At 42.7% G+C, this 20,402-nt stretch carries 23 protein-coding genes and 1 pseudogene; 23 read left to right on the forward strand and 1 reads right to left on the reverse strand.

Annotated features, from left to right (window positions below; all coding sequences use genetic code 11):
- Positions 1 to 2: 2 nt before the first annotated feature.
- From ADF75_RS08565 to ADF75_RS08670, 22 genes are all read left to right on the forward strand, one after another.
- Positions 3 to 635, forward strand: coding sequence for a nicotinate-nucleotide adenylyltransferase (locus tag ADF75_RS08565; RefSeq protein WP_048789824.1), 633 nt, complete (start codon positions 3 to 5; stop codon positions 633 to 635).
- Entirely contained in the window at positions 632 to 1,228 is a 597-nt protein-coding gene (yqeK, locus tag ADF75_RS08570) for a bis(5'-nucleosyl)-tetraphosphatase (symmetrical) YqeK (protein WP_048789825.1), read from the forward strand. Before ADF75_RS08565 ends, yqeK begins: the two co-directional genes overlap by 4 nt.
- Positions 1,229 to 1,729 (forward strand): cysteine hydrolase family protein, encoded by a 501-nt coding sequence (locus ADF75_RS08575; protein ID WP_048789826.1) that lies wholly within the window; start codon positions 1,229 to 1,231, stop codon positions 1,727 to 1,729.
- A gap of 14 nt (positions 1,730 to 1,743) precedes the next feature.
- Positions 1,744 to 2,097 (forward strand): ribosome silencing factor, encoded by a 354-nt coding sequence (gene rsfS, locus ADF75_RS08580; RefSeq protein ID WP_003014310.1) that lies wholly within the window; start codon positions 1,744 to 1,746, stop codon positions 2,095 to 2,097.
- 208 nt (positions 2,098 to 2,305) lie between these two features.
- Entirely contained in the window at positions 2,306 to 3,046 is a 741-nt protein-coding gene (locus tag ADF75_RS08585; protein ID WP_048789843.1) for a class I SAM-dependent DNA methyltransferase, read from the forward strand.
- A 6-nt stretch (positions 3,047 to 3,052) separates the two neighbouring features.
- Positions 3,053 to 4,144, forward strand: a complete 1,092-nt coding sequence (locus ADF75_RS08590) for a nucleotidyltransferase (protein ID WP_048789827.1) — start codon at positions 3,053 to 3,055, stop codon at positions 4,142 to 4,144.
- A gap of 70 nt (positions 4,145 to 4,214) precedes the next feature.
- Positions 4,215 to 5,027: a hypothetical protein gene (locus ADF75_RS08595; RefSeq protein WP_048789828.1), complete on the forward strand. Its 813-nt coding sequence runs from the start codon at positions 4,215 to 4,217 to the stop codon at positions 5,025 to 5,027.
- A gap of 217 nt (positions 5,028 to 5,244) precedes the next feature.
- Positions 5,245 to 5,961, forward strand: coding sequence for a YebC/PmpR family DNA-binding transcriptional regulator (locus tag ADF75_RS08600; RefSeq protein ID WP_006146163.1), 717 nt, complete (start codon positions 5,245 to 5,247; stop codon positions 5,959 to 5,961).
- Positions 5,962 to 6,149: 188 nt separating this feature from the next.
- Positions 6,150 to 7,292, forward strand: coding sequence for an amidohydrolase (locus ADF75_RS08605; protein WP_048789829.1), 1,143 nt, complete (start codon positions 6,150 to 6,152; stop codon positions 7,290 to 7,292).
- A 128-nt stretch (positions 7,293 to 7,420) separates the two neighbouring features.
- Positions 7,421 to 8,248 carry an amino acid ABC transporter substrate-binding protein gene (locus ADF75_RS08610; protein ID WP_048789830.1) on the forward strand — a complete coding sequence of 276 codons (828 nt, stop codon included), beginning with the start codon at positions 7,421 to 7,423 and terminating at the stop codon, positions 8,246 to 8,248.
- Positions 8,249 to 8,280: 32 nt separating this feature from the next.
- Entirely contained in the window at positions 8,281 to 9,162 is an 882-nt protein-coding gene (locus tag ADF75_RS08615; protein WP_048789831.1) for a MetQ/NlpA family ABC transporter substrate-binding protein, read from the forward strand.
- Positions 9,163 to 9,230: 68 nt separating this feature from the next.
- Positions 9,231 to 10,604, forward strand: a complete 1,374-nt coding sequence (locus tag ADF75_RS08620) for a M20/M25/M40 family metallo-hydrolase (RefSeq protein WP_048789832.1) — start codon at positions 9,231 to 9,233, stop codon at positions 10,602 to 10,604.
- Entirely contained in the window at positions 10,597 to 11,664 is a 1,068-nt protein-coding gene (locus ADF75_RS08625) for a methionine ABC transporter ATP-binding protein (RefSeq protein WP_048789833.1), read from the forward strand. Before ADF75_RS08620 ends, ADF75_RS08625 begins: the two co-directional genes overlap by 8 nt.
- Entirely contained in the window at positions 11,661 to 12,353 is a 693-nt protein-coding gene (locus tag ADF75_RS08630) for a methionine ABC transporter permease (RefSeq protein WP_006595735.1), read from the forward strand. Before ADF75_RS08625 ends, ADF75_RS08630 begins: the two co-directional genes overlap by 4 nt.
- A gap of 15 nt (positions 12,354 to 12,368) precedes the next feature.
- Positions 12,369 to 12,947 (forward strand): MptD family putative ECF transporter S component, encoded by a 579-nt coding sequence (locus ADF75_RS08635; RefSeq protein WP_048789834.1) that lies wholly within the window; start codon positions 12,369 to 12,371, stop codon positions 12,945 to 12,947.
- Between the two features lie 17 nt (positions 12,948 to 12,964).
- Positions 12,965 to 13,813: an SAM hydrolase/SAM-dependent halogenase family protein gene (locus ADF75_RS08640; protein WP_048789835.1), complete on the forward strand. Its 849-nt coding sequence runs from the start codon at positions 12,965 to 12,967 to the stop codon at positions 13,811 to 13,813.
- 13 nt (positions 13,814 to 13,826) lie between these two features.
- Positions 13,827 to 14,378 carry an ECF-type riboflavin transporter substrate-binding protein gene (locus ADF75_RS08645; RefSeq protein WP_048789836.1) on the forward strand — a complete coding sequence of 184 codons (552 nt, stop codon included), beginning with the start codon at positions 13,827 to 13,829 and terminating at the stop codon, positions 14,376 to 14,378.
- Between the two features lie 139 nt (positions 14,379 to 14,517).
- Entirely contained in the window at positions 14,518 to 14,712 is a 195-nt protein-coding gene (locus ADF75_RS08650) for a helix-turn-helix transcriptional regulator (protein ID WP_048691669.1), read from the forward strand.
- A 28-nt stretch (positions 14,713 to 14,740) separates the two neighbouring features.
- Positions 14,741 to 15,220, forward strand: a complete 480-nt coding sequence (locus ADF75_RS08655) for a DUF6773 family protein (protein WP_048789837.1) — start codon at positions 14,741 to 14,743, stop codon at positions 15,218 to 15,220.
- Complete coding sequence (locus tag ADF75_RS08660; RefSeq protein WP_048789838.1) at positions 15,221 to 15,712, forward strand: DUF6773 family protein; 492 nt, start codon at positions 15,221 to 15,223, stop codon at positions 15,710 to 15,712.
- Between the two features lie 150 nt (positions 15,713 to 15,862).
- Complete coding sequence (locus ADF75_RS08665; protein ID WP_048789839.1) at positions 15,863 to 16,846, forward strand: rhodanese-related sulfurtransferase; 984 nt, start codon at positions 15,863 to 15,865, stop codon at positions 16,844 to 16,846.
- A 362-nt stretch (positions 16,847 to 17,208) separates the two neighbouring features.
- A complete protein-coding gene (locus ADF75_RS08670; RefSeq protein WP_048789840.1) occupies positions 17,209 to 18,105 on the forward strand; it encodes a DUF4299 family protein in 897 nt (298 codons plus the stop codon).
- Positions 18,106 to 18,139: 34 nt separating this feature from the next.
- Here the strand turns inward: ADF75_RS08670 and ADF75_RS08675 are convergent, their stop codons facing one another.
- Complete coding sequence (locus tag ADF75_RS08675; RefSeq protein WP_009731544.1) at positions 18,140 to 19,420, reverse strand: uracil-xanthine permease family protein; 1,281 nt, start codon at positions 19,418 to 19,420, stop codon at positions 18,140 to 18,142.
- A 617-nt stretch (positions 19,421 to 20,037) separates the two neighbouring features.
- Here ADF75_RS08675 and ADF75_RS08680 point away from each other — a divergent pair.
- Positions 20,038 to 20,402 (forward strand): annotated as a pseudogene (locus ADF75_RS08680) (phosphorylase); the annotation flags it as partial.

Below are 20,402 nucleotides of genomic sequence, written 5' to 3' on the forward strand. Positions count from 1 at the left end.
ATATGGCCATTGAACTATTAACCCCCTTTACCAAGGTGGAGTTAGAGCCAGAGATTAAAGATAAGAAACGCAAACAAGTGGGAATCCTCGGAGGGAATTTCAATCCCGTCCATAATGCCCATCTTGTAGTTGCTGACCAAGTCCGCCAGCAATTAGGTTTGGACAAGGTCCTTCTCATGCCAGAATATGAGCCTCCGCATGTGGATAAAAAAGAAACCATTGATGAAGGCCATCGCTTGAAAATGCTGGAACTAGCCATTGAGGGTATTGAAGGGCTAGGAATCGAGACGATTGAACTAGAGCGTAAAGGGATCTCTTATACCTACGATACGATGAAGTTGCTCAATGAGCGAGACCCAGATACAGACTATTACTTCATCATTGGAGCGGATATGGTGGACTACCTGCTAAAATGGTATCGGATTGACGAATTAGTGGAGATGGTGCAGTTTGTCGGTGTTCAACGTCCCCGTTACAAGGCAGGAACCTCCTATCCTGTGATTTGGGTCGATGTTCCTCTTATGGACATCTCTTCTAGCATGGTGCGAGAGTTTATCGCCCAAGGTCGGACGCCGAATTTTATGTTGCCAAAGCCAGTCTTGGACTACATCAAGAAAGAAGGTTTGTATCAATGACCTATGAAAACTATCTCGGCTTTTCTCGTGAAGTCTTGCTTGAAAAAATGGGTCAAATCTTGCCAGAAAAACGCCTAACCCACTGTTTAGGGGTTGAGAAAGCTGCGCGTGACTTGGCCAAACGCTATGAAGCAGATGAAGAACAGGCTGGACTAGCAGGTCTCTTGCATGACTATGCCAAGAAATTATCGGATCAGGAATTTCTAGACTTGATTGATCGCTATAGTCTTGATCCAGAATTAAAAAACTGGGGCAATAACGTCTGGCATGGAATGGTCGGCATTTATAAGATTCAGGAAGATCTCGGACTGACAGATCCAGCCATTCTTCGTAGTATTGAGATTCACACCGTGGGGAGTGGACAGATGTCAACCTTAGATAAGATTGTCTATGTGGCAGATTATATTGAACACAACCGGGCCTTTCCGGGGGTAGAGCAAGCACGTGACATCGCCCAAGTCTCCTTGGATCGTGCCGTGGCCTATGAGACGGCTCGCACAGTCGAACACCTGGCCCACCAAGGATTGCCCATTTATCCCCAAACCCTTGAAACCTATAACGCATTTGTGAAGTATTTGAAAGAGGAGCAGTGATTGAAAACAGCTTTTATCATTATTGATGTACAAAATATCTTAGTGGAAACAAGTTTTGAGACAGAAAAGCTCCTAGAGAAGATCGCTTATTTGCAAGATCAGGCTAGAAAACAGCAGATTGAAATCATCTACATGCAGCATATTGAAACGCCAGAGGCTTTAACCTCGGAAGATTGGCAATTATCTCCTCTGTTGAAAAGACAGGAGAATGAAAAGGTATTTCAGAAGCGATACAATAGCATGTTTAAGGAGACAGGATTAAAAGAATACTTGGATCAACAAGGAATTCAACAACTGGTCCTGTGTGGCATGCAGACAGAATATTGTGTCGATACATCCGTCAAAGTGGGGTTTGAATACGGCTACAAGCTGGTCATTCCAGAAGGAGCTGTCACAACCTTTGATGGAGAGGATATTCCGGCAGAAACGCTTAATGAATTTTATGAAAATATTTGGGCAGAACGTTTTGCGGATGTCTTAGATTACAAATCAATTTTTTAAGGAAAGAGGACTAAATGAAAGAAAAAGAATTACTTGAACTTGTTGTTAAAGCTGCCGATGAAAAACGTGCAGAAGACATTGTGGCTTTGGATGTTCAAAGCTTAACCAGTGTGACAGATTACTTTGTCATCGCAAGCTCTATGAATAGCCGTCAGTTGGAAGCGATCGCAGAGAATATTCGTGAGAAAGTCGTTGAAGCTGGTGGCAATGCCAGCCACGTCGAGGGTGACTCAGCTGGAGGTTGGGTCCTCCTTGACTTAGGTGGTGTAGTGGTTCATGTCTTCTCAGAAGAAATGCGTGCCCACTATAACCTAGAAAAGCTATGGCACGAAGCAAGTGCTGTCGATCTTTCAGCAGCCCTAGCATAAGCAGGTAAACTCAGTTGGTAGCAACTGAGTTTTGTTGGTTAAATTGAAAATTCTATGGAAAGAAAGGATGGAGCCTTGTGCTTGGTTAGGTTTCTAACTGAACACGAGCTAAAAGCTGTGAGAAAAAGAGTAACTTCCTTTGTATCTGACGATACGCAGAAAGTTTCCTATTTTCTCTTTGCTTTTAACGCTCTTTGTATCTCGATTTATGGCGACTTATGAAACCTTTGCGGCGGTCTATGATACGGTCATGGATGACAGTCTGTATGATTTGTGGACGGATTTTTCACTCCGCCATCTCCCAAAGACAAAAGATAAGAAAAAATTACTGGAATTAGCTTGTGGGACAGGGATTCAGTCTGTTCGCTTTTCTCAAGCTGGATTTGATGTGACAGGGTTAGACCTGAGTGCTGACATGCTGAAAATTGCTGAAAAAAGAGCTGTTTCAGCTAAGCAGAAGATTGATTTTATCGAGGGCAATATGCTGGACCTGTCGCAAGCAGGCACTTATGATTTCGTGACCTGCTACTCGGATTCTATCTGCTATATGCAGGACGAGGTAGAAGTAGGGGATGTCTTCAGAGAAGTCTATAATGCCCTCAATGAGGACGGAGTCTTTATCTTTGATGTCCATTCGACCTACCAGACAGATGAGGTCTTCCCAGGCTATTCTTACCACGAAAATGCGGAAGATTTTGCAATGCTCTGGGATACCTATGAGGATGAAGCCCCCCACTCCATCGTCCATGAGCTGACCTTTTTTGTCCAAGAAGAAGATGGCTCCTTTAGTCGGCACGATGAAGTTCATGAGGAACGCACCTATGAAGTTTTAACCTATGACATCTTATTGGAGCAGGCTGGCTTTAAATCTTTCAAATTGTACGCAGACTTTGAAGATAAGGAGCCAACAAAGACCAGCAAACGTTGGTTCTTCGTAGCGCAGAAGTAGGACGGCATGATAGTTACAGGTATTATTGCTGAATTTAATCCCTTTCACAATGGACACAAGTACCTGCTGGAACAGGCAGAAGGGGTGAAAATCGTCGCCATGTCTGGAAATTTTGTTCAACGTGGCGAGCCTGCCATTGTAGACAAGTGGACACGGGCTCAGATGGCTTTGGAAAATGGAGCAGACCTGGTGGTCGAGCTCCCCTTTCTCGTGGCTGTTCAATCGGCGGATCATTTTGCCAAGGGAGCGGTAGAAATCTTATCCCGTCTAGGAATCGACCAATTGGCCTTTGGGACAGAAGAAGTCATAGATTACCAAGCGATTGCGACAGTCTACTCGGAGAATGAGGCGGAAATGGAAGCTTTCTTGCGAAGCCTTCCTGACGATTTATCCTATCCACAAAAGACCCAAAAAATGTGGGAAACCTTTGCTGGAGTGGAGTTCACAGGAGAGACTCCCAATCATATCCTGGGTTTGGCCTATGCCAAGGCTTGTGCTGGGAAGGGAATTGCGCTCAAGTCCGTCCAGCGCCAGGGAGCAGGCTACCATTCAGAAGAAAAAGAAGTGGCCTATGCTTCTGCGACTAGTCTACGCCTACACAAGGAAGATCAGGACTTTGTCGCTAAATTCATGCCCAATAGTCAACTCTTTCAGTCGGCTCCACAGGTATCTTGGGAGGATTATGACCAACTGCTCCGTTATCAAATCCTAACCCATCCAGATCTGACACAGATCTTTCAGGTCAATGAGGAACTGGCCAACCGGATAAAGGAGGCCGTTCGAAGTGCTAGCTCTGTGGAGGACTTAGTTGAGAAAGTCGCAACCAAGCGCTATACCAAAGCGCGCGTGCGCCGCATCTTTACCTACATCTTGGTAGGGGCGATGGATCAGGCTCTTCCCGACGCCATTCGTGTCTTAGGTTTTTCCGCAAAGGGACAAGCTCATCTCAAAGGCTTGAAAAAATCAGTAGAAATCGTGACCCGAATCGGTAAGGAACCTTGGGATGCTTTGACCCAACAAGCTGATCAGGTGTATCAACTAGGCCATCCTGCACTTAAGGAACAAAATTTTGGACGCGTCCCAGTGATTGTTTTGTAAAGAAAACTTTTATCTAAACTAAAAAGATAGAAGTAGAAGCATATAAAAACAGAAAAAGGAATCTTCTTTTATGAGAACGAAAAAATCAATCTTACTTTCCCTCTTGGCTATAATTGCCCTCGGCCTAGGTGCTTGCTCGAGCATTAACCATCAAGGAAATAGTGCTCAGAAAAAAACAAGTCAAAGTTCACGTAAAACCGAGGATATAACAAGTCTTTTAGAAGAAATCGAGACCACTAATAAAAAAATGACTAGTGTTCGTCAGAAAACGGATATAAGTGGTTCATTAAATACAAAAGAAGAAACTATTCAAAAAAAACAAAAAATGACTTCACAAGTTATCTATAAGACTGAAAAGCAAGAAGTAGAGATGGCATACATTAGTGTTAAGACTTTGGAGAATGGAGAAGAAAATTTTAAAGAACTCTTGATGCCGGGTGGTGAAATGACTCCAATGTATACCCGTTATAATAAAAGTGGGGAATGGGATAAGGAGATTTATGGAAAAGACGGTAAATATATTGTTAACCCGGATTATTTCCAGCTCTTAAAGGGTTTGAATGAACTAACAGAAGATTTAGCTCTAGAAGAAACGGATGACGCTTATGTCTTCAAGTTGAAAAATAAGGATGCTGACTTAATAAGCATTTATGAAGACGAGTTCCAGTTTAACTTATCACAATTCCCTGATTCAAAATACAAGAATGATTTGATCGTAAAGATTGACAAAAAAACTAAATTCCTTAAAGAATTCAAGATGACAGTATCTACTTTAAGTAATAAAGGATTACTGACGATCAAGAGTGAAACGACATACTCAGACTGGAACTTGGTTGAAAAGGAAGACATTCCAACTATCACTGACGAGAAGAATGAACAATAAGTTGCTATGTTGAGCTTCGCTATTTCCAAAGGCAAAGTTCATAAGATACCAGTCAATAGGAAATGTAAGATTAGGATCTACAAGTAAACATCTTCTTTTCTGTTAAAGAAAAGATATAGAAGAGAACGAATTCTACTATTTTTCTTAGTGATTTTTCATGGTTACTGTGTTATAATAATGAAGATTAAAATGTAAACTATTAAAAGGAGAACCTCCAATGGGACGTAAATGGGCCAATATTGTGGCAAAGAAAACTGCCAAAGATGGCGCTAACTCAAAAGTATATGCGAAATTCGGAGTAGAAATCTATGTAGCCGCTAAAAAAGGTGAGCCAGATCCAGAATTGAATACTGCTTTGAAATTCGTTATCGACCGTGCTAAACAAGCGCAAGTGCCAAAACACGTAATTGATAAAGCGATCGATAAGGCAAAAGGGAATACAGACGAAACCTTTACAGAAGGACGTTACGAAGGATTTGGACCAAATGGTTCCATGTTGATCGTTGATACCTTGACATCAAATGTTAACCGTACAGCTGCGAATGTCCGGGCTGCCTTCGGTAAAAACGGTGGAAACATGGGAGCTTCTGGTTCTGTATCTTACCTCTTTGACAACAAGGGGGTCATCGTCTTTGCGGGTGATGATGCGGATGCCATCTTTGAGCTTTTATTGGAAGCAGATGTGGATGTAGATGATGTTGAAGCAGAAGAAGGAACAATTACTGTTTACACTGCTCCAACTGACCTTCACAAAGCGATCGTTGCTTTGCGTGAATCTGGTATCGAAGAATTCCAAGTAACCGAATTGGAAATGATTCCTCAATCAGAAGTTGAGTTATCAGGTGAAGATTTGGAAACATTTGAAAAACTTTACAGCGTTCTTGAAGATGATGAGGACGTGCAAAAGATCTACACTAACGTAGATGGATTCTAATAGAAATAGACCTTTGAAGATAATTTCTTCAAAGGTTTTTTTCTTGAGGTTTGGCATTTTTAGGAAGGAAAGCAGAGGACACAAAAATAATGATATAGTCCCTGGCTATAACTGAGAGAAAAAAATAGGAATTAGACGAATAGGGGAGGCAGTGATAGAATAGAACTATGCTAGAAAGGGGACGAGAAATGGTATCATTTTCCTATGAACATCTAGTGCCCATTCGGCATTATGTGCATCAGCATCCAGAGTTATCTGGACAAGAATACCAAACTACAGCTTATCTCAAAGCCTATTTGGAAAAGCTAGGTGTACGCATTTTAAACAGTGGATTAAAGACCGGTCTGATTGCTGAAATCGGAAGCGGTAAACCAGTTATTGCCCTTCGCGCAGATATTGATGCCCTTCCAATTCAGGAGAACACAGGTCTCGACTACCAAAGTCAAAACCCTGGTATCATGCATGCCTGTGGCCATGATTTCCATCAGGTCAGCCTATTAGGGGCTGCAGAAGTCCTAAAAGGTATGGAAACAGACTTAAATGGAACGGTTCGGTTGATTTTTCAGCCGGCTGAGGAGACTTCTGAAGGAGCATCTGCGGTATTAGCGACCGGGCTCCTAGAGGATGTACAGGCTATCCTTGGATTTCACAACATGCCGTCATTGCCTGCGGGTCAGTTGGCCCTGCGTCCAGGCGCCATGATGGCGGGAGTTGAAAAGTTCAAGGTGACTGTCACTGGGGTGAGCAGTCATGCGGCTCGACCGGATCTCGGTTTGGATACGGTTGTAGCAATCACTAGTATGGTCCAGCAATTGCAGACCTTGGTCTCGCGTACGGTTTCGCCATTTGAGACAGCTGTCCTATCGGTGACCCATATCGAAGCTGGTTCAACCTGGAATGTTCTTCCCAAGTCTGGTTACTTTGAAGGAACCATTCGAACCTTTAATCCGGATCTCCAGAGACGCCTCAAGGCGGATTTCATTCGTGTTATCGAACAGATCTCTAACAGCACGGGAGTCATGGTCCAGTTTGATTGGGGCAAGACACCACCAGTTACCCATAATGATAAGGCCCTGGCTAAAAAAGTCATTCGCTGGTCCAAGTCTTTTGCAGAAGTTGTCGAGGCCCAGCCATCGACAGCGGGTGAAGATTTTGCCTTCTATCAAGAGAAAATCCCAGGAGTCTTTGCTTTTATCGGATCGAATGGTGCAGCGGATGCACCGGATCTCCACCATGATAGCATGGTCATAGATGATGCTGCTTTTGCAGTATCAGTTCCATATTATGTTGAAAATGCCCTCGCTTTACTGGAAAAATTTTCAACCAAATGAGACGTGATAGATAAAACCTATCACCGCCATAAAGAAAATATAATACCCAAGAGTCAGGAATTTTGATATGATGGAAAAAGCTGTTTTTTTAAAGAGGAATAAACAATTTTAGTGAAAAAGGAGAACAAATGAAATTGAATAAATTCATCAAATATGTTGGTTTGAGCCTTGTGGGCTTAGCAGCAGTTGGGACTTTGGTAGCCTGCTCATCCAAGTCGTCAAGTAAATCAAGTGGAAAACGGACCATTGAAGTTGCAACAGTTGGAACAACCAAACCCTTCACCTATGATAAGGACGGGGAATTGACTGGTTATGAAATCGAAGTCATGCGTGAAATCTTCAAAGGTTCAGATAAGTATGAAGTCAACTTTAATAAGACAGAGTGGTCTTCTATCTTTGCTGGCTTAGATGGTGATCGTTACCAAATCGGTGTCAGCAACCTTAGCTACGATAAAAAACGTGCGGAAAAATACTTGTACCCAAATCCATACGCAAAGAACCCAGTGGTCTTAGTGGTTCGCAAAGATTCAGGGATCAAGTCACTGGATGATATCGGTGGCAAGTCTACAGAGGTCATCCAAGGAACTTCTACAGCGAAACAATTGGAAGCATACAATGAAGAGCACAAGGATAATCCAACTGAGCTCAAATATACAGATGGAACGATTCAATCTATTCTTGCTAATTTGAGCGATGGCCGTTCAGATTATAAGATTTTTGAACGTTTGACAGTTGAAGCCTTAATCAAGGACCAAGGGTTGGATAATTTGGAAGTGATTGAACTTCCAAGCGATCAACAACCATACGTATACCCAATCCTTGCCAAAGGTGAAAAAGAATTGGAAACCTTCGTCAACAAACGGATCAAAGAGTTGTACGAAGATGGGACACTGGAAAAATTGTCTAAGAAGTACTTTGGTGGAACCTTCCTTCCAGAAGCTTCTGATATTAAATAAGGTTATTTAAAAACATCATAAGGAGAAAGAAAATGAAATTAACAAAACTTTTTGGTGTAGCAGCTCTTGCTACCGTTGCAACCTTTGCCTTAGCAGCATGCGGTTCTTCAAACTCATCAAACTCTTCAAAATCATCTGATAAAGATGGTGTGACAACTGTTAAAGTTGGGGTGATGAACTTAAGTGATACAGAAGAAGCACGTTGGGAAGAAGTGCAAAAGAACTTAGATGATGCAAAAGCAAACATCAAATTGGAATTCACTCAGTTTACAGACTACTCACAACCAAACCAAGCTGTTCGTGATGGAGATGTGGATATCAACGCTTTCCAACATTACAACTACCTTGAAAACTGGAACAAAGAAAACAGCGCAGACCTAGTTTCTGTAGCAGATACTTACATTGCGCCAATCCGTCTTTACTCTGGTACTAAAGATGGGAAGAACAAATACACTGATGTGAAAGACATTCCTGAAAAAGGAACCATTGCAGTACCAAATGACCCAACAAACGAAAGCCGTGCTTTGTATGTATTGGAATCAGCTGGTTTGATCAAGTTGGATACAAAAGATGGGGAATTGGCTACCATCAGCAACATCAAAGACAATCCAAAGAACTTGACAATTTCTGAGTTGGACGCTTCTCAAACAGCTTCTTCACTTCCATCAGTTGATGCAGCAATCATCAATAACACCTTTGTTCGTGAAGCAGGTATTGATTACAAGAAAGCTCTCTTTGTAGAAAAAGCAAACAGCAACTCTAAACAATGGTACAACTTGATTGCAGCTAAGAAAGATTGGAAATCATCTGATAAAGCAAAAGCAATCGAAGCCATTATTAAAGCCTACCATACTGACAACGTGAAGAAAGTCATCGAAGAATCTTCAGACGGTATGGACCAACCAATTTGGTAATTGATAGGATGAATAGAGAGGTGGAGAAGGTTTTCTCTACCTCTTATCGTGTATAGTAGGAGGAAATGATGTCCAATCCAAGAGAGACAGAACAAATACGCAAATTTGAAAATGATGAGGTGGCTCAACATTATTTTGAAGTCCTGAGGACCCTCATTTCCAAACGCTCCATTTTTGCCCAGCAGATTGGCTTAAAGGAAGTAGCGACCTATTTGGGAGAAATTTTCACAGCTGCAGGAGCTAAGGTAACTGTGGATGACAGTTACACAGCGCCATTTGTCATTGCTAAATTTGTTTCACCCAATCCGGATGCCAAGACCATCATTTTCTACAACCATTACGATACTGTTCCAGCAGATGGCGACCAACCTTGGACAAGTGATCCCTTTACGCTGTCGGTCCATTACGGGACCATGTATGGTCGAGGGGTAGATGATGACAAGGGGCATATTACAGCACGGTTAACGGCTATTCGCAAATATATCCGTGAGAATGGCGACCTGCCAGTCAACATTACCTTTATCATCGAAGGAGCAGAAGAATCTGCTTCGACCGACCTGGATAAGTATCTAGCCAAACACAAAAAACACTTGCGTGGGGCAGATCTCTTAGTCTGGGAACAAGGGACTCGTAACCAACAAGGGGAACTGGAAATCTCCGGTGGCAACAAGGGGATTGTTACCTTTGACATGGTGGTCAAAAGTGCAGATGTGGATATCCATTCCAGCTATGGTGGAGTGGTGGAATCAGCATCTTGGTATCTGCTCAATGGTTTGTCCAGTCTTCGAGATAAAGACGGTCGCATCTTGGTGGATGGACTCTACGACTTGATTGAGGAGCCTAACGAGCGGGAACTGGCCCTGATTGATCGTTATGCTAATAAAACGGCGGACGATGTGACAGAAATCTACAATCTCCAATTGCCTATCTTGAAAGAAGAACGAATTGAGTTTTTAAAACGTTTTTATTTTGAGCCAGCTATGAACATTGAAGGCTTGGGAACAGGGTATCAGGGACAAGGAGTCAAGACGATTCTCCCTGCAGAAGCTCGAGCCAAGATGGAAGTTCGGTTGGTGCCAGGCTTGGAGCCTAAACAAGTCTTGGAGTTGATTCGTAAACAATTGGATCAGAATGGCTTTGAGAAGATTGAACTTGTTTTCACACTAGGGGAAATGAGCTATCGGAGTGATATGAGTGCGCCGTCCATTCTCAATGTGATTGATCTGGCCAAACGCTTTTATCCAGAAGGGGTCTGTGTTCTTCCGACAACTGCAGGCACTGGTCCCATGCATACGGTCTTTGAGGCCTTGCAAGTTCCAATGGCTGCCTTTGGTATCGGAAATGCCAATAGTCGAGATCATGGTGGGGATGAAAATGTGAAAATTGCAGACTACTATACCCATATTGAATTAATTAAGGAGTTAATCACAAGTTATGAGTAAAGAAATTATCAAACTGGACCATATCGATGTTACCTTTCATCAGAAAAAACGTGAAATTGCAGCCGTGAAGGATGTGACCATTCATATCAATGAAGGGGATATTTACGGGATTGTTGGATATTCTGGTGCAGGGAAATCAACGCTTGTACGGGTCATCAATCTCTTGCAAGTACCGTCAGCAGGTACTATCACCGTAGATGGTGATGTCATCTATCAAGATCAGGTGACCTTGAATGCTGCGGCTTTACGCCAAAAACGCCGAGACATTGGTATGATTTTCCAACACTTCAATCTAATGGCCCAAATGACCGCTGCTGAAAATGTGGCCTTTGCCCTTAAGCATTCAAATTTGTCTAAAGAGCAAAAGGCTGAAAAAGTAGCTAAGTTGTTGGAACTAGTAGGACTGTCAGATCGGGCGGACAACTATCCTGCTCAGTTGTCAGGTGGTCAAAAACAACGGGTGGCGATTGCGCGTGCGCTCGCCAACGATCCAAAGATTTTGATTTCTGACGAATCAACATCTGCCCTAGATCCAAAAACGACCAAACAAATCCTTGCTCTTCTGCAAGAGCTGAATCAGAAGTTGGGCTTGACAGTGGTCTTGATTACCCACGAAATGCAAATTGTCAAAGACATTGCCAATCGGGTTGCTGTTATGCAAAATGGTGAATTGATTGAAGAAGGTTCTGTTTTAGATATCTTCTCAAATCCTAAGAATGAATTAACGCAAGACTTCATCACAACAGCAACAGGAATCGATGAAGCTATGGTGAAAATCAACCAGCAACAAATTGTTAAGCAATTGCCAGCGGATTCTGTTTTGGCCCATTTGAAATATTCTGGTTCGGTGACAGACACGGCGATTATCAACGATATTTATAAACAGTACCAAGTGTCTGCAAATATTCTACACGGGAATATTGAAATTTTGGATCATACCCCTGTTGGAGAGTTGGTTGTTATCCTGACTGGAGAAGCAGCGAATCTATCTGCTGCCCAACGGGATTTACAAGCGGCAGGTGTTTCTGTTCGTGTCTTAAAAGAAGGGAGTAATGCATGATTGACTTTATTCAAACCTATCTACCAAATGTTTACCGTATGGGCTGGAGTGGCCAAGCTGGATGGGGAACAGCGATTTATCTGACCCTTTACATGACCTTTATCTCTTTTGTGATTGGTGGTTTGTTGGGACTCATTGCAGGCTTATTATTAGTCTTGACAGCACCAGGCGGGATTATCGAGAATAAATTGGTTTTCCATATCTTGGATAAAATCACTTCCATCTTCCGTGCCATTCCATTTATCATCTTGCTAGCCTTGATCAATCCCTTCACTCGTATGATTGTCGGAACTGGGATCGGTCCTACAGCAGCCTTAGTTCCCCTATCCTTAGCCGTCTTTCCTTTCTTTGCCCGCCAAGTTCAAGTCGTTTTATCTGAGCTTGACCGAGGTGTGATTGAAGCAGCACAGGCAAGTGGAGCGACCTTCTGGGATATTGTAGGTGTCTATCTTCGTGAAGGTCTTCCAGATTTGATTCGTGTCACAACTGTTACTCTTATTTCCTTGGTTGGTGAAACAGCCATGGCGGGTGCGATTGGAGCCGGTGGTCTCGGAAACGTGGCTATTTCCTATGGTTACCAACGCTTTAATAATGATGTCACCTTGCTAGCAACCTTCTTGATTCTGCTTTTGATCTTCTTTATTCAGTTTATCGGTGATTTCTTGACCAAGAAAATTAGTCACCGGTAAGGATGGGTTAGGTATATGAACATGATACAGAAACATCAATTTAAGCAGGTTGCAGCCTTTGCAGGCTTGTATTTTCTTGCCATTGGTTTAGGCGTCCTGCTTGGAAGTCTGGTTGACCATCGAGGGAATATGTTTTATGCTCCAGCCTTCTCTGCCCTAGTTGGTGGAGGAATCTATCGCGTCTATGTTGAGAAAATTCAACGGACAGGAGCTATTCAAGTAGTTGCTCTTGTGATTGGTGCTTTTTTCCTTTTCACTCGTCATGGAGCTGGAGCCTTTCTTCCTGCTCTTGTTGGGGGGCTTTTGGCTGAATTGGTCGCAGCTCGTGGCCACTACCAGTCGAAGTTAGGCAATGCGCTTTCCTTCCTCTTCTTTTCCTTTACGACGACAGGCCCCATTCTCATGATGTGGATCCAACCAGCTAGTTACCGTGCTTCTTTACTAGCCCGTGGGAAGTCGATGGATTATATTGAACGCGTTATGGTACCGTCAAATATGGAGACGGTGAGCTGGTTTTTATTGACCCTTCTTCTTGGAGCTCTACTAGGTTATCTTCTGGGACAGTTGGTCTATCAAAAGCTAGATAGAAAATGACATGATGGAGAAAAAATATGCACAATAATTTACTAGTTCTTCAGTCAGACTTCGGTCTGGTGGATGGGGCTGTCTCTGCTATGATCGGGGTTGCTTTAGAGGAATCACCCACCCTTAAGATTCATCACTTGACCCATGACATTACCCCTTACAATATCTTTGAAGGAAGTTACCGCCTCTTTCAGACGATAGACTACTGGCCAGAAGGGACAACTTTTGTTTCGGTCGTCGATCCAGGTGTTGGATCCAAACGAAAGAGTGTGGTAGCTAAAACGGCGAAGAATCAATACATTGTTACTCCAGATAATGGAACCCTCTCTTTCATCAAAAAACATGTAGGGATTGTTGCTATCCGTGAGATTTCAGAGGTGAAGAACCGCCGGGCCAATACAGAGTTTTCTTATACCTTCCATGGGCGTGATGTCTATGCCTATACAGGAGCTAAGTTAGCCAGTGGCCATATCAGCTTTGAGGAAGTGGGACCAGAACTCAGTGTCGAACACATTGTAGAAATCCCTGTGGTGGAAACTGTTATGGAGGACAATCTTGTCAAAGGAGCAGTTGACATCTTGGATGTACGCTTTGGTTCTCTCTGGACTTCGATTACTCGAGAAGAGTTCAATCATTTGGAACCTGAATTTGGGGAACGCTTTGAAGTGACCATCTATAACAATGACATGCTGGTTTACCAAAACCAAGTAACCTACGGCAAGTCTTTCGCTGACGTGCGGATTGGACAGCCAATCCTTTATATCAATTCCCTCTACCGTGTTGGTCTTGCTATCAACCAGGGATCCTTTGCCAAGGCCTATAATGTAGGAGTTGGGGCTTCTTGGCATATCGAAATTAGAAAAATGGAAAATTAATAGGAGATAAAATATGAAACAAAAACAAGCTTTTACAATTAAGGATGTTGTAGCCATCGGGGTTGGAGCGGCCCTCTTTGTGGTCATTGCGATGATCCCAATTCCAGCGCCAGCTCCAAATACCAACATTCAATTGCAATACGCTCTTCAAGCCCTCTTTAGTGTGATCTTTGGTCCGATTGTTGGTTTCTTAATGGACTTTATCGGACATGCCATTAAAGATGCGATGACTTATGGCCTCTGGTGGACTTGGATCATTTCTAGTGGCTTGTTTGGACTCTTTGTTGGTATCTTCCGCAAGCAAATCGGTAACCTAAAAGGAGAAGTGACCAAGAAAGAATTGATCGTCTTTAACGTCGTACAAGTCATTGCCAACTTGCTTATTTGGGGATTGATTGCTCCGATTGGGGATGTGATGATCTACAAAGAAAGTGCAAACAAGGTCTTCCTACAAGGTGTTGTAGCAGGTTCTGTCAATGCTTTAGTTGTAGCTATTGCAGGTTCTCTTCTCTTGATTGCTTATGCACGGACTCAAACAAAAGATGGAAGTTTGTCTAAAGACTAATCATAAATAAGAAGATAAAGTCTGGGAAACCAGGCTTTTTTTGTTTACCAAAAATATTTTTTACAAAATGTAAAATATATGTTGCAAAATAGAAAATATAGTGTATAATAGAGTTATAAAAACAAGAAAGGAAAAGCATGTGACGAAAAATCTCAAATTAAAAATGGCCCGGGTCGAGCATGATATGACCCAGGGGGATCTTGCAGATGCCATCGGGGTGACACGTCAGACCATTGGCCTGATCGAGGCAGGGAAGTACAATCCAACCCTCAGCCTCTGCCTAGCCATTTGTAAGACCTTGGATAAGACGCTGGATCAACTGTTCTGGGAGTAACAGTTTTAACAATAGAAAGAGGAAACATATGAAACAAAAGAAAGAACCAATTGTAAAAGATGAACGGACCATGCTGCTTGATGGAAAAATTGCGGGGGAACTTGTTCTAGGAATGACCTGCTTTATCGCCTTATCAGCCTTTGTGAAAGCTAGTATTCTGGACTTAGAGCTAGTAGCCTATATTCCCGAACTTATTCTCTTGATTGTCATGGGAGTTTATGCCTTTGTGAGAAGGATCAGCTCAGGGATCGACATTCGAGATATGTTAGAAAAAGATAGCTGGTTCAGCCGCATCGGGGCAGGCGTCTTATTTTCCTTATTTGTGATCGCAACGGATGTGATTGGGAAGCGCGAAACGATGAGCTTTATGTTCAGTCCCAAGTATCTGCTCAAAATCGTCCTTGCTATTTTAGTCTTTGCCCTTTTGACTTATCTGTTAGAGAAACCACTTGCTCTTATCAATCGGAAAAAACAAAAGAAGATCGAGGCAGAGTTAGAGGAGGAATAAATGAGATTACAATTGTTGAACAAACAAATTATAGATGAACGAGAAGAAGGACTGGCCAATAAGGCTGGTGCTGAAACGGCTAGTTTTCTATTCCTCGCCTTAGCAGTTTTTAGTGTGGGATCTATGTTTACGACCAATCCTGGACTGAGTCCAATCATGGTCGTAACCTTACTCATTGTTTCAGGATTGTATTATTCGGTTCGTTGTCAACGATTGGGTGTACGGTTTATCAGCTATAGTTACCTCAATCTAATGGGGATTATTACTGTAACTTGTGTTCTCTCCTTATTCATCTGGGCTCAAAATTTTCAATTAAACCAAGCAATCTATCACAATAATCCCTTTCATTCAAAATTTTTGCTGGTGCTTCCTATCACATTTCTCCTGAATCTTCCGATTGTATGGGGGATGAATTCCCTTGTGATGCTCCTTGCAAAAGTAGAGAAAAAACGCTATGAAGCCTATCTAGACCAGTTGGAAAAGGAAGAGTAGGTAGTCGGAGTCTTATTTTCGTCGTGTAAAAGTCTGGAACCCCAGGCTTTTATTTTTCAGTCAAATAAATTGCATTCGTTTTCTCGGGAGAGTATACTGGTATAGTTGAATGAAAAATTCTGATAATTTAATCTTAGAAAAGAGAATCTTATGGCAAAACCTATTCGTGTTTTACTTTACTATAAATATGTTCCCATCGAAAACGCAGAACAATTTGCGGCTGATCATTTGGCTTTCTGTAAATCAATCGGGCTCAAGGGACGTATCCTAGTTGCTGATGAAGGAATCAACGGAACCGTTTCTGGTGATTACGAAACGACGCAAAAATACATGGACTATGTTCACAGCCTTCCTGGTATGGAAGACCTCTGGTTCAAGATTGATGAGGAAGAAGAGCAAGCTTTCAAGAAGATGTTTGTACGATATAAGAAAGAGATTGTCCACCTTGGATTAGAGGATGATAACTTCGATAACGATATCAATCCCCTTGAAACGACAGGTGCTTACTTGTCTCCAAAAGAATTTAAAGAAGCTCTTCTAGACGAGGATACAGTTGTCCTTGATACTCGTAACGACTATGAGTACGATCTTGGACACTTCCGCGGCGCTATTCGTCCAGATATCCGCAATTTCCGTGAGTTGCCACAATGGGTCCGTGATAACAAGGAAAAATTCATGGACAAGCGTGTCGTAGTTTACTGTACAGGTGGCGTCCGTTGTGAGAAGTTCTCAGGTTGGATGGTGCGTGAAGGCTACAAAGATGTCGGTCAATTGCACGGCGGAATTGCAACCTACGGAAAAGACCCAGAAGTTCAAGGAGAACTATGGGATGGGAAGATGTACGTCTTTGACGAGCGGATTGCTGTCGATGTCAACCATGTCGATCCAAGCGTTGTTGGAAAAGACTGGTTTGATGGAACACCATGTGAACGCTATGTCAACTGTGGAAATCCTTTCTGTAACCGTCGCATCTTGACTTCAGAAGAGAACGAAGACAAGTACCTCCGTGGCTGCTCCCATGAGTGTCGTGTTCATCCACGCAATCGTTATGTCGAAGAATACAACTTGTCACAAGCAGAGGTTGCTGAACGTTTGGCCGTTATCGGTGAGACGCTTGATGGAACTCTTGCATAAGTTAAAAACAGCCTTTTGGCTATTTCAGATTGAAGATAAAGTCTTTTGAAAAACTTCCCTTAGGTGAGTACGGACGTCAGCGAACTTCTACGAAGTTCCATGACTTAGTTTTGAACCTAAGGTTTCAAAACTCCCGAGTGCTTGAACTACACTGGTTCAAGCACTTTTTCTCACAGCGGAAAGTTTTTCATCTTCTTTAATGACTAAAAAATAAAAGTCATGTTTTGAAAGTCATCTAGCTGTTTAATGTAGCACAATAATTTGTCTACATTCAAAAGCAGCCTTTTGGCTGTTTTTTTCTATGGAAAGTCATGAAAATTTGTGCTATAATTTGGTAAGCGATTACAAAAAGGAGAAAACAAATGTCAGTTGTGTTTTCAATTCGAAATAAAAAGAGTATGTTTGGCTATCAAAAAGTGATGCCAGCTAAAGATGTATTGAATTTGGTGGAGGGAGTTCTTACCTACAGTTTTGAGGAAGCCATGCTTGGTCGCTCTCTCAAAGATTTTCCAGCCATGATGTGTATCCGCTATGGCAAGAGTTGCTTGCCGATCATCCTTCGTTATCTGGATCAAGAGCATGCTTATCAGTTCATCCTTGCAGATTTTGCCACCCTTGAAGATTGGCGACTCATCTTGGAATGGCTCAGTGCCCTAGCTCGCCAGTTGGGAAATGAGATTCACGATAATTTAGGAACCAGCTATGACGCAGATTCTATTTTCTCTTTTGACTATGAGAACTATTTGCTGAAGAATCTACAGAATCTAGAAAAAGATCCAGACCTTCATCAATATCAACTTCAGGGATTTGCTCATTCTGTGATCTTGGATCGTGAGCTCCTTCGTAAAATTTTAGACTCCGCTCAACCTTTAGAGGAGTTCAGTCAAGTGGTTAAAAAGGTTCAATACAGCTCCGCCTTCTTTAGTCAAGTTCGTTTCTACCGTCAGAACGAAACGGGAGGCATTATTGGCAGTTACAGTCTAACAGAAGATACGGATACTGTCTTGCCACGTGTGCCTTTTGTACCTGCTGAGTTTGTAGAGAAGGTCAATATGGATGAGGTCATCGACTGGAAAGTGAACCTAGTGGAAATCACTGGAAATCCTGATATGCCAGAGAGTTATAAGCCGGTGGCTGCTGTGAATTTAGAAGCCCTACTGGATGCTTTGGACTCGAGTGAATTTGAATTGTTGGATGCTAATCAAATTGAAATTAAAAAATTGTCCAAAGAACGCTTGTTGCAATTAGCCCAACTCTAATAAAAAAAGTTCTCAGTGTTGAGAACTTTTTCTTTTAGTTTGATTCATGTGGCAAGATCAAGTTAAGGATGATTCCTGTCATAGCGGAGAGGGCTGTTCCTGATAGGGTCACTGGACCAAGTTTCAGAATTGCTCCACCAAGTCCAAGAACCAACATGGCACTTGCAATAATCAAGTTGCGCATCAAGCTGAAGTCAACGCGTTCTTTGATCAAGACTTTCAAACCATTACTTGCGATAACCCCATAGAGCAAGATGGACATCCCACCGAGAACAGAGTTTGGAATGGTAGAGATGAGAGCAGTAAATTTACCAAGGAAGCTCAAGGAAATAGCAATCAAGGCTGCATTTCGGATAACGGAAACAGAAGCGATGCGAGTCATCCCAATAACGCCTGTATTTTCACCGTAAGTGGTATTGGCTGGACCACCAAGAAAGGCCGAAACAGATGTAGCAATCCCGTCACCAAGAAGGGTACGATGAAGTCCCGGTTGTTTCAAGAATTGACGGCCACAGATTTGACTAAGCACCGTATGGTCACCGATGTGTTCTGAAATAGTTACGATAGCGATTGGCAAGATAGCGATGGTTTCAGGACCGAAATACAAGTTGTATTGTTTGAAGGCCCCACCCGTATTGAAAGGAAGATAGAAACCAGGAATCTCAAACCAGTTAGCCTTGAGGACCGGATCAAAGTTCACCAAGCCCAAGCAAACTGCGAAGACATAACCACCGATAATGGCGAAAAGGAAAGGAATGATTTTGAAGAAACCTTTTCCTTTGGTGTTGATGAAGGCGGCAATCAGGAAGGTCACGACAGCAACAAGGGCATTTTTCCAATCTCCCCCTTCGACAAAACCAGCGTTTTTAACGGCTGATCCTGCAAGTCCAAGACCAATAACGATAATCATAGGTCCAATGACAACGGCAGGAAGCAATTTGTCAATCCAGCGAGTGCCTGCTACTTTAACCCCTGCAGCGACTAGCACGTAGATCAGACCGGTCAGGATAACCCCTGTTTGGGCTGCATCGACTTTTCCTCCCATTTCCTTCATTGCCAAAGCCATGGCTGTGATGAAGGCGAAGGAAGAGCCGAGGTAGACAGGGACTTTAAAGCCGGTACAAGTCATATAGATCAGTGTCCCAACCCCTGATGCAAAGAGGGCAACGGATACGGGCATGCCCAAGATGAGTGGTACCAGGATGGTTGCCCCAAACATGGCGAAAACGTGTTGGAAACTTAATAAGATTCCTTTTAGGGGTGCCGGACTTTGATCGACATCCAGGAGCAAATCAACAGTTGATTCTTCTTTCATAATAACCTCACTTTTGGGCACCAAAAAAGAGCCCATGAATTTTTTGCATAGCAAGGGCCCTCAGATTATTCATATTCTGTGTCTTTGTCACCTCACAGGATGACATTAAAAACCTTTGCTTCTAAGAAGTATAGCAGAAAAAATTCGTTTTGTAAACGAATTTTTCCCGAGCCAAGAAACGAGAGAGCGAGGAGGGAATCATTGAAGTTCTCATTTTTGTATCAGGAAAGAGGTTAACGATCGACGCAGTGGTTGAGTGGCCCCTCCCACGCTCTAATTCTCGCTTGGACGGGCCTACTCAACTTTGCGGGGGAGGGACGACGAAACCGTCGTTTTAAATGGTAATCGATTTCTGTCCCTCTCCCTTTTCCCGAGCCAAGAAATAAAAAAGCGAGGTAGGAGTTAGTAAGAGTTATCTATTTTCATCATAAAAGAGGTCAACGGTAGACGCAGTGGTTGAGCGGCCCATTTTCTTTTACTTTTGGAGAGATTCGGTATCATTTTCTACTACAAAAGGCGAACAAGTGAGCTTGCTTTCCCCTTTGTTAGAAGGAAAGAGGCCGATTTTGTGGTATAATAGAGGACTAGAAGTAGAATGAATGAAAGAGAAGTCAGAGATGCTGTTAGAAGAATTTGATGCCAATCGACAGGCGATTATCAACCCACAAGACCGACACGAACCAATTGAAGGATTTCCCAAAGTAGTCATCTCTTGCTTTTCAAGAGTAACTTTTGCGCGTCTCCTTGAAAATTATGAACATGAGGTCATTACAAGAACTTCCATTTCCAACTTTGAAGTCTTAGTCTATGGGATTACGATTGAAGACCAACAGATTGCTGTCTTTAATGCACCAGTTGGGGCTGCTTCCTGTGTAGGGATTATAGAGGATTTGATTCAATTTGGGATGGAAAAACTAGTGCTCTTTGGGACCTGTGGGGTTTTGGACCAAGATATTGAGGCGACCTCCATCATCATTCCAAC

Source organism: Streptococcus sp. 1171_SSPC, assembly GCF_001069335.1.
In the GTDB taxonomy this organism is placed as follows: domain Bacteria; phylum Bacillota; class Bacilli; order Lactobacillales; family Streptococcaceae; genus Streptococcus; species Streptococcus xiaochunlingii.

What these genes read in the sequence shown, in the direction of transcription:
- ADF75_RS08610 (WP_048789830.1), top strand. Translation starts at nt 7,421, where the DNA reads ATGAAATTGAATAAATTCATCAAATATGTTGGTTTGAGCCTTGTGGGC.
- ADF75_RS08640 (WP_048789835.1), top strand. Translation starts at nt 12,965, where the DNA reads ATGCACAATAATTTACTAGTTCTTCAGTCAGACTTCGGTCTGGTGGAT.
- ADF75_RS08620 (WP_048789832.1), top strand. Translation starts at nt 9,231, where the DNA reads ATGTCCAATCCAAGAGAGACAGAACAAATACGCAAATTTGAAAATGAT.
- ADF75_RS08675 (WP_009731544.1), bottom strand. Translation starts at nt 19,420, where the DNA reads ATGAAAGAAGAATCAACTGTTGATTTGCTCCTGGATGTCGATCAAAGT.
- ADF75_RS08625 (WP_048789833.1), top strand. Translation starts at nt 10,597, where the DNA reads ATGAGTAAAGAAATTATCAAACTGGACCATATCGATGTTACCTTTCAT.
- ADF75_RS08595 (WP_048789828.1), top strand. Translation starts at nt 4,215, where the DNA reads ATGAGAACGAAAAAATCAATCTTACTTTCCCTCTTGGCTATAATTGCC.
- ADF75_RS08565 (WP_048789824.1), top strand. Translation starts at nt 3, where the DNA reads ATGGCCATTGAACTATTAACCCCCTTTACCAAGGTGGAGTTAGAGCCA.
- ADF75_RS08630 (WP_006595735.1), top strand. Translation starts at nt 11,661, where the DNA reads ATGATTGACTTTATTCAAACCTATCTACCAAATGTTTACCGTATGGGC.
- ADF75_RS08670 (WP_048789840.1), top strand. Translation starts at nt 17,209, where the DNA reads ATGTCAGTTGTGTTTTCAATTCGAAATAAAAAGAGTATGTTTGGCTAT.
- ADF75_RS08605 (WP_048789829.1), top strand. Translation starts at nt 6,150, where the DNA reads ATGGTATCATTTTCCTATGAACATCTAGTGCCCATTCGGCATTATGTG.
- ADF75_RS08635 (WP_048789834.1), top strand. Translation starts at nt 12,369, where the DNA reads ATGAACATGATACAGAAACATCAATTTAAGCAGGTTGCAGCCTTTGCA.
- ADF75_RS08615 (WP_048789831.1), top strand. Translation starts at nt 8,281, where the DNA reads ATGAAATTAACAAAACTTTTTGGTGTAGCAGCTCTTGCTACCGTTGCA.
- yqeK (WP_048789825.1), top strand. Translation starts at nt 632, where the DNA reads ATGACCTATGAAAACTATCTCGGCTTTTCTCGTGAAGTCTTGCTTGAA.
- ADF75_RS08645 (WP_048789836.1), top strand. Translation starts at nt 13,827, where the DNA reads ATGAAACAAAAACAAGCTTTTACAATTAAGGATGTTGTAGCCATCGGG.
- ADF75_RS08590 (WP_048789827.1), top strand. Translation starts at nt 3,053, where the DNA reads ATGATAGTTACAGGTATTATTGCTGAATTTAATCCCTTTCACAATGGA.
- ADF75_RS08585 (WP_048789843.1), top strand. Translation starts at nt 2,306, where the DNA reads ATGGCGACTTATGAAACCTTTGCGGCGGTCTATGATACGGTCATGGAT.
- rsfS (WP_003014310.1), top strand. Translation starts at nt 1,744, where the DNA reads ATGAAAGAAAAAGAATTACTTGAACTTGTTGTTAAAGCTGCCGATGAA.
- ADF75_RS08660 (WP_048789838.1), top strand. Translation starts at nt 15,221, where the DNA reads ATGAGATTACAATTGTTGAACAAACAAATTATAGATGAACGAGAAGAA.
- ADF75_RS08655 (WP_048789837.1), top strand. Translation starts at nt 14,741, where the DNA reads ATGAAACAAAAGAAAGAACCAATTGTAAAAGATGAACGGACCATGCTG.
- ADF75_RS08665 (WP_048789839.1), top strand. Translation starts at nt 15,863, where the DNA reads ATGGCAAAACCTATTCGTGTTTTACTTTACTATAAATATGTTCCCATC.
- ADF75_RS08600 (WP_006146163.1), top strand. Translation starts at nt 5,245, where the DNA reads ATGGGACGTAAATGGGCCAATATTGTGGCAAAGAAAACTGCCAAAGAT.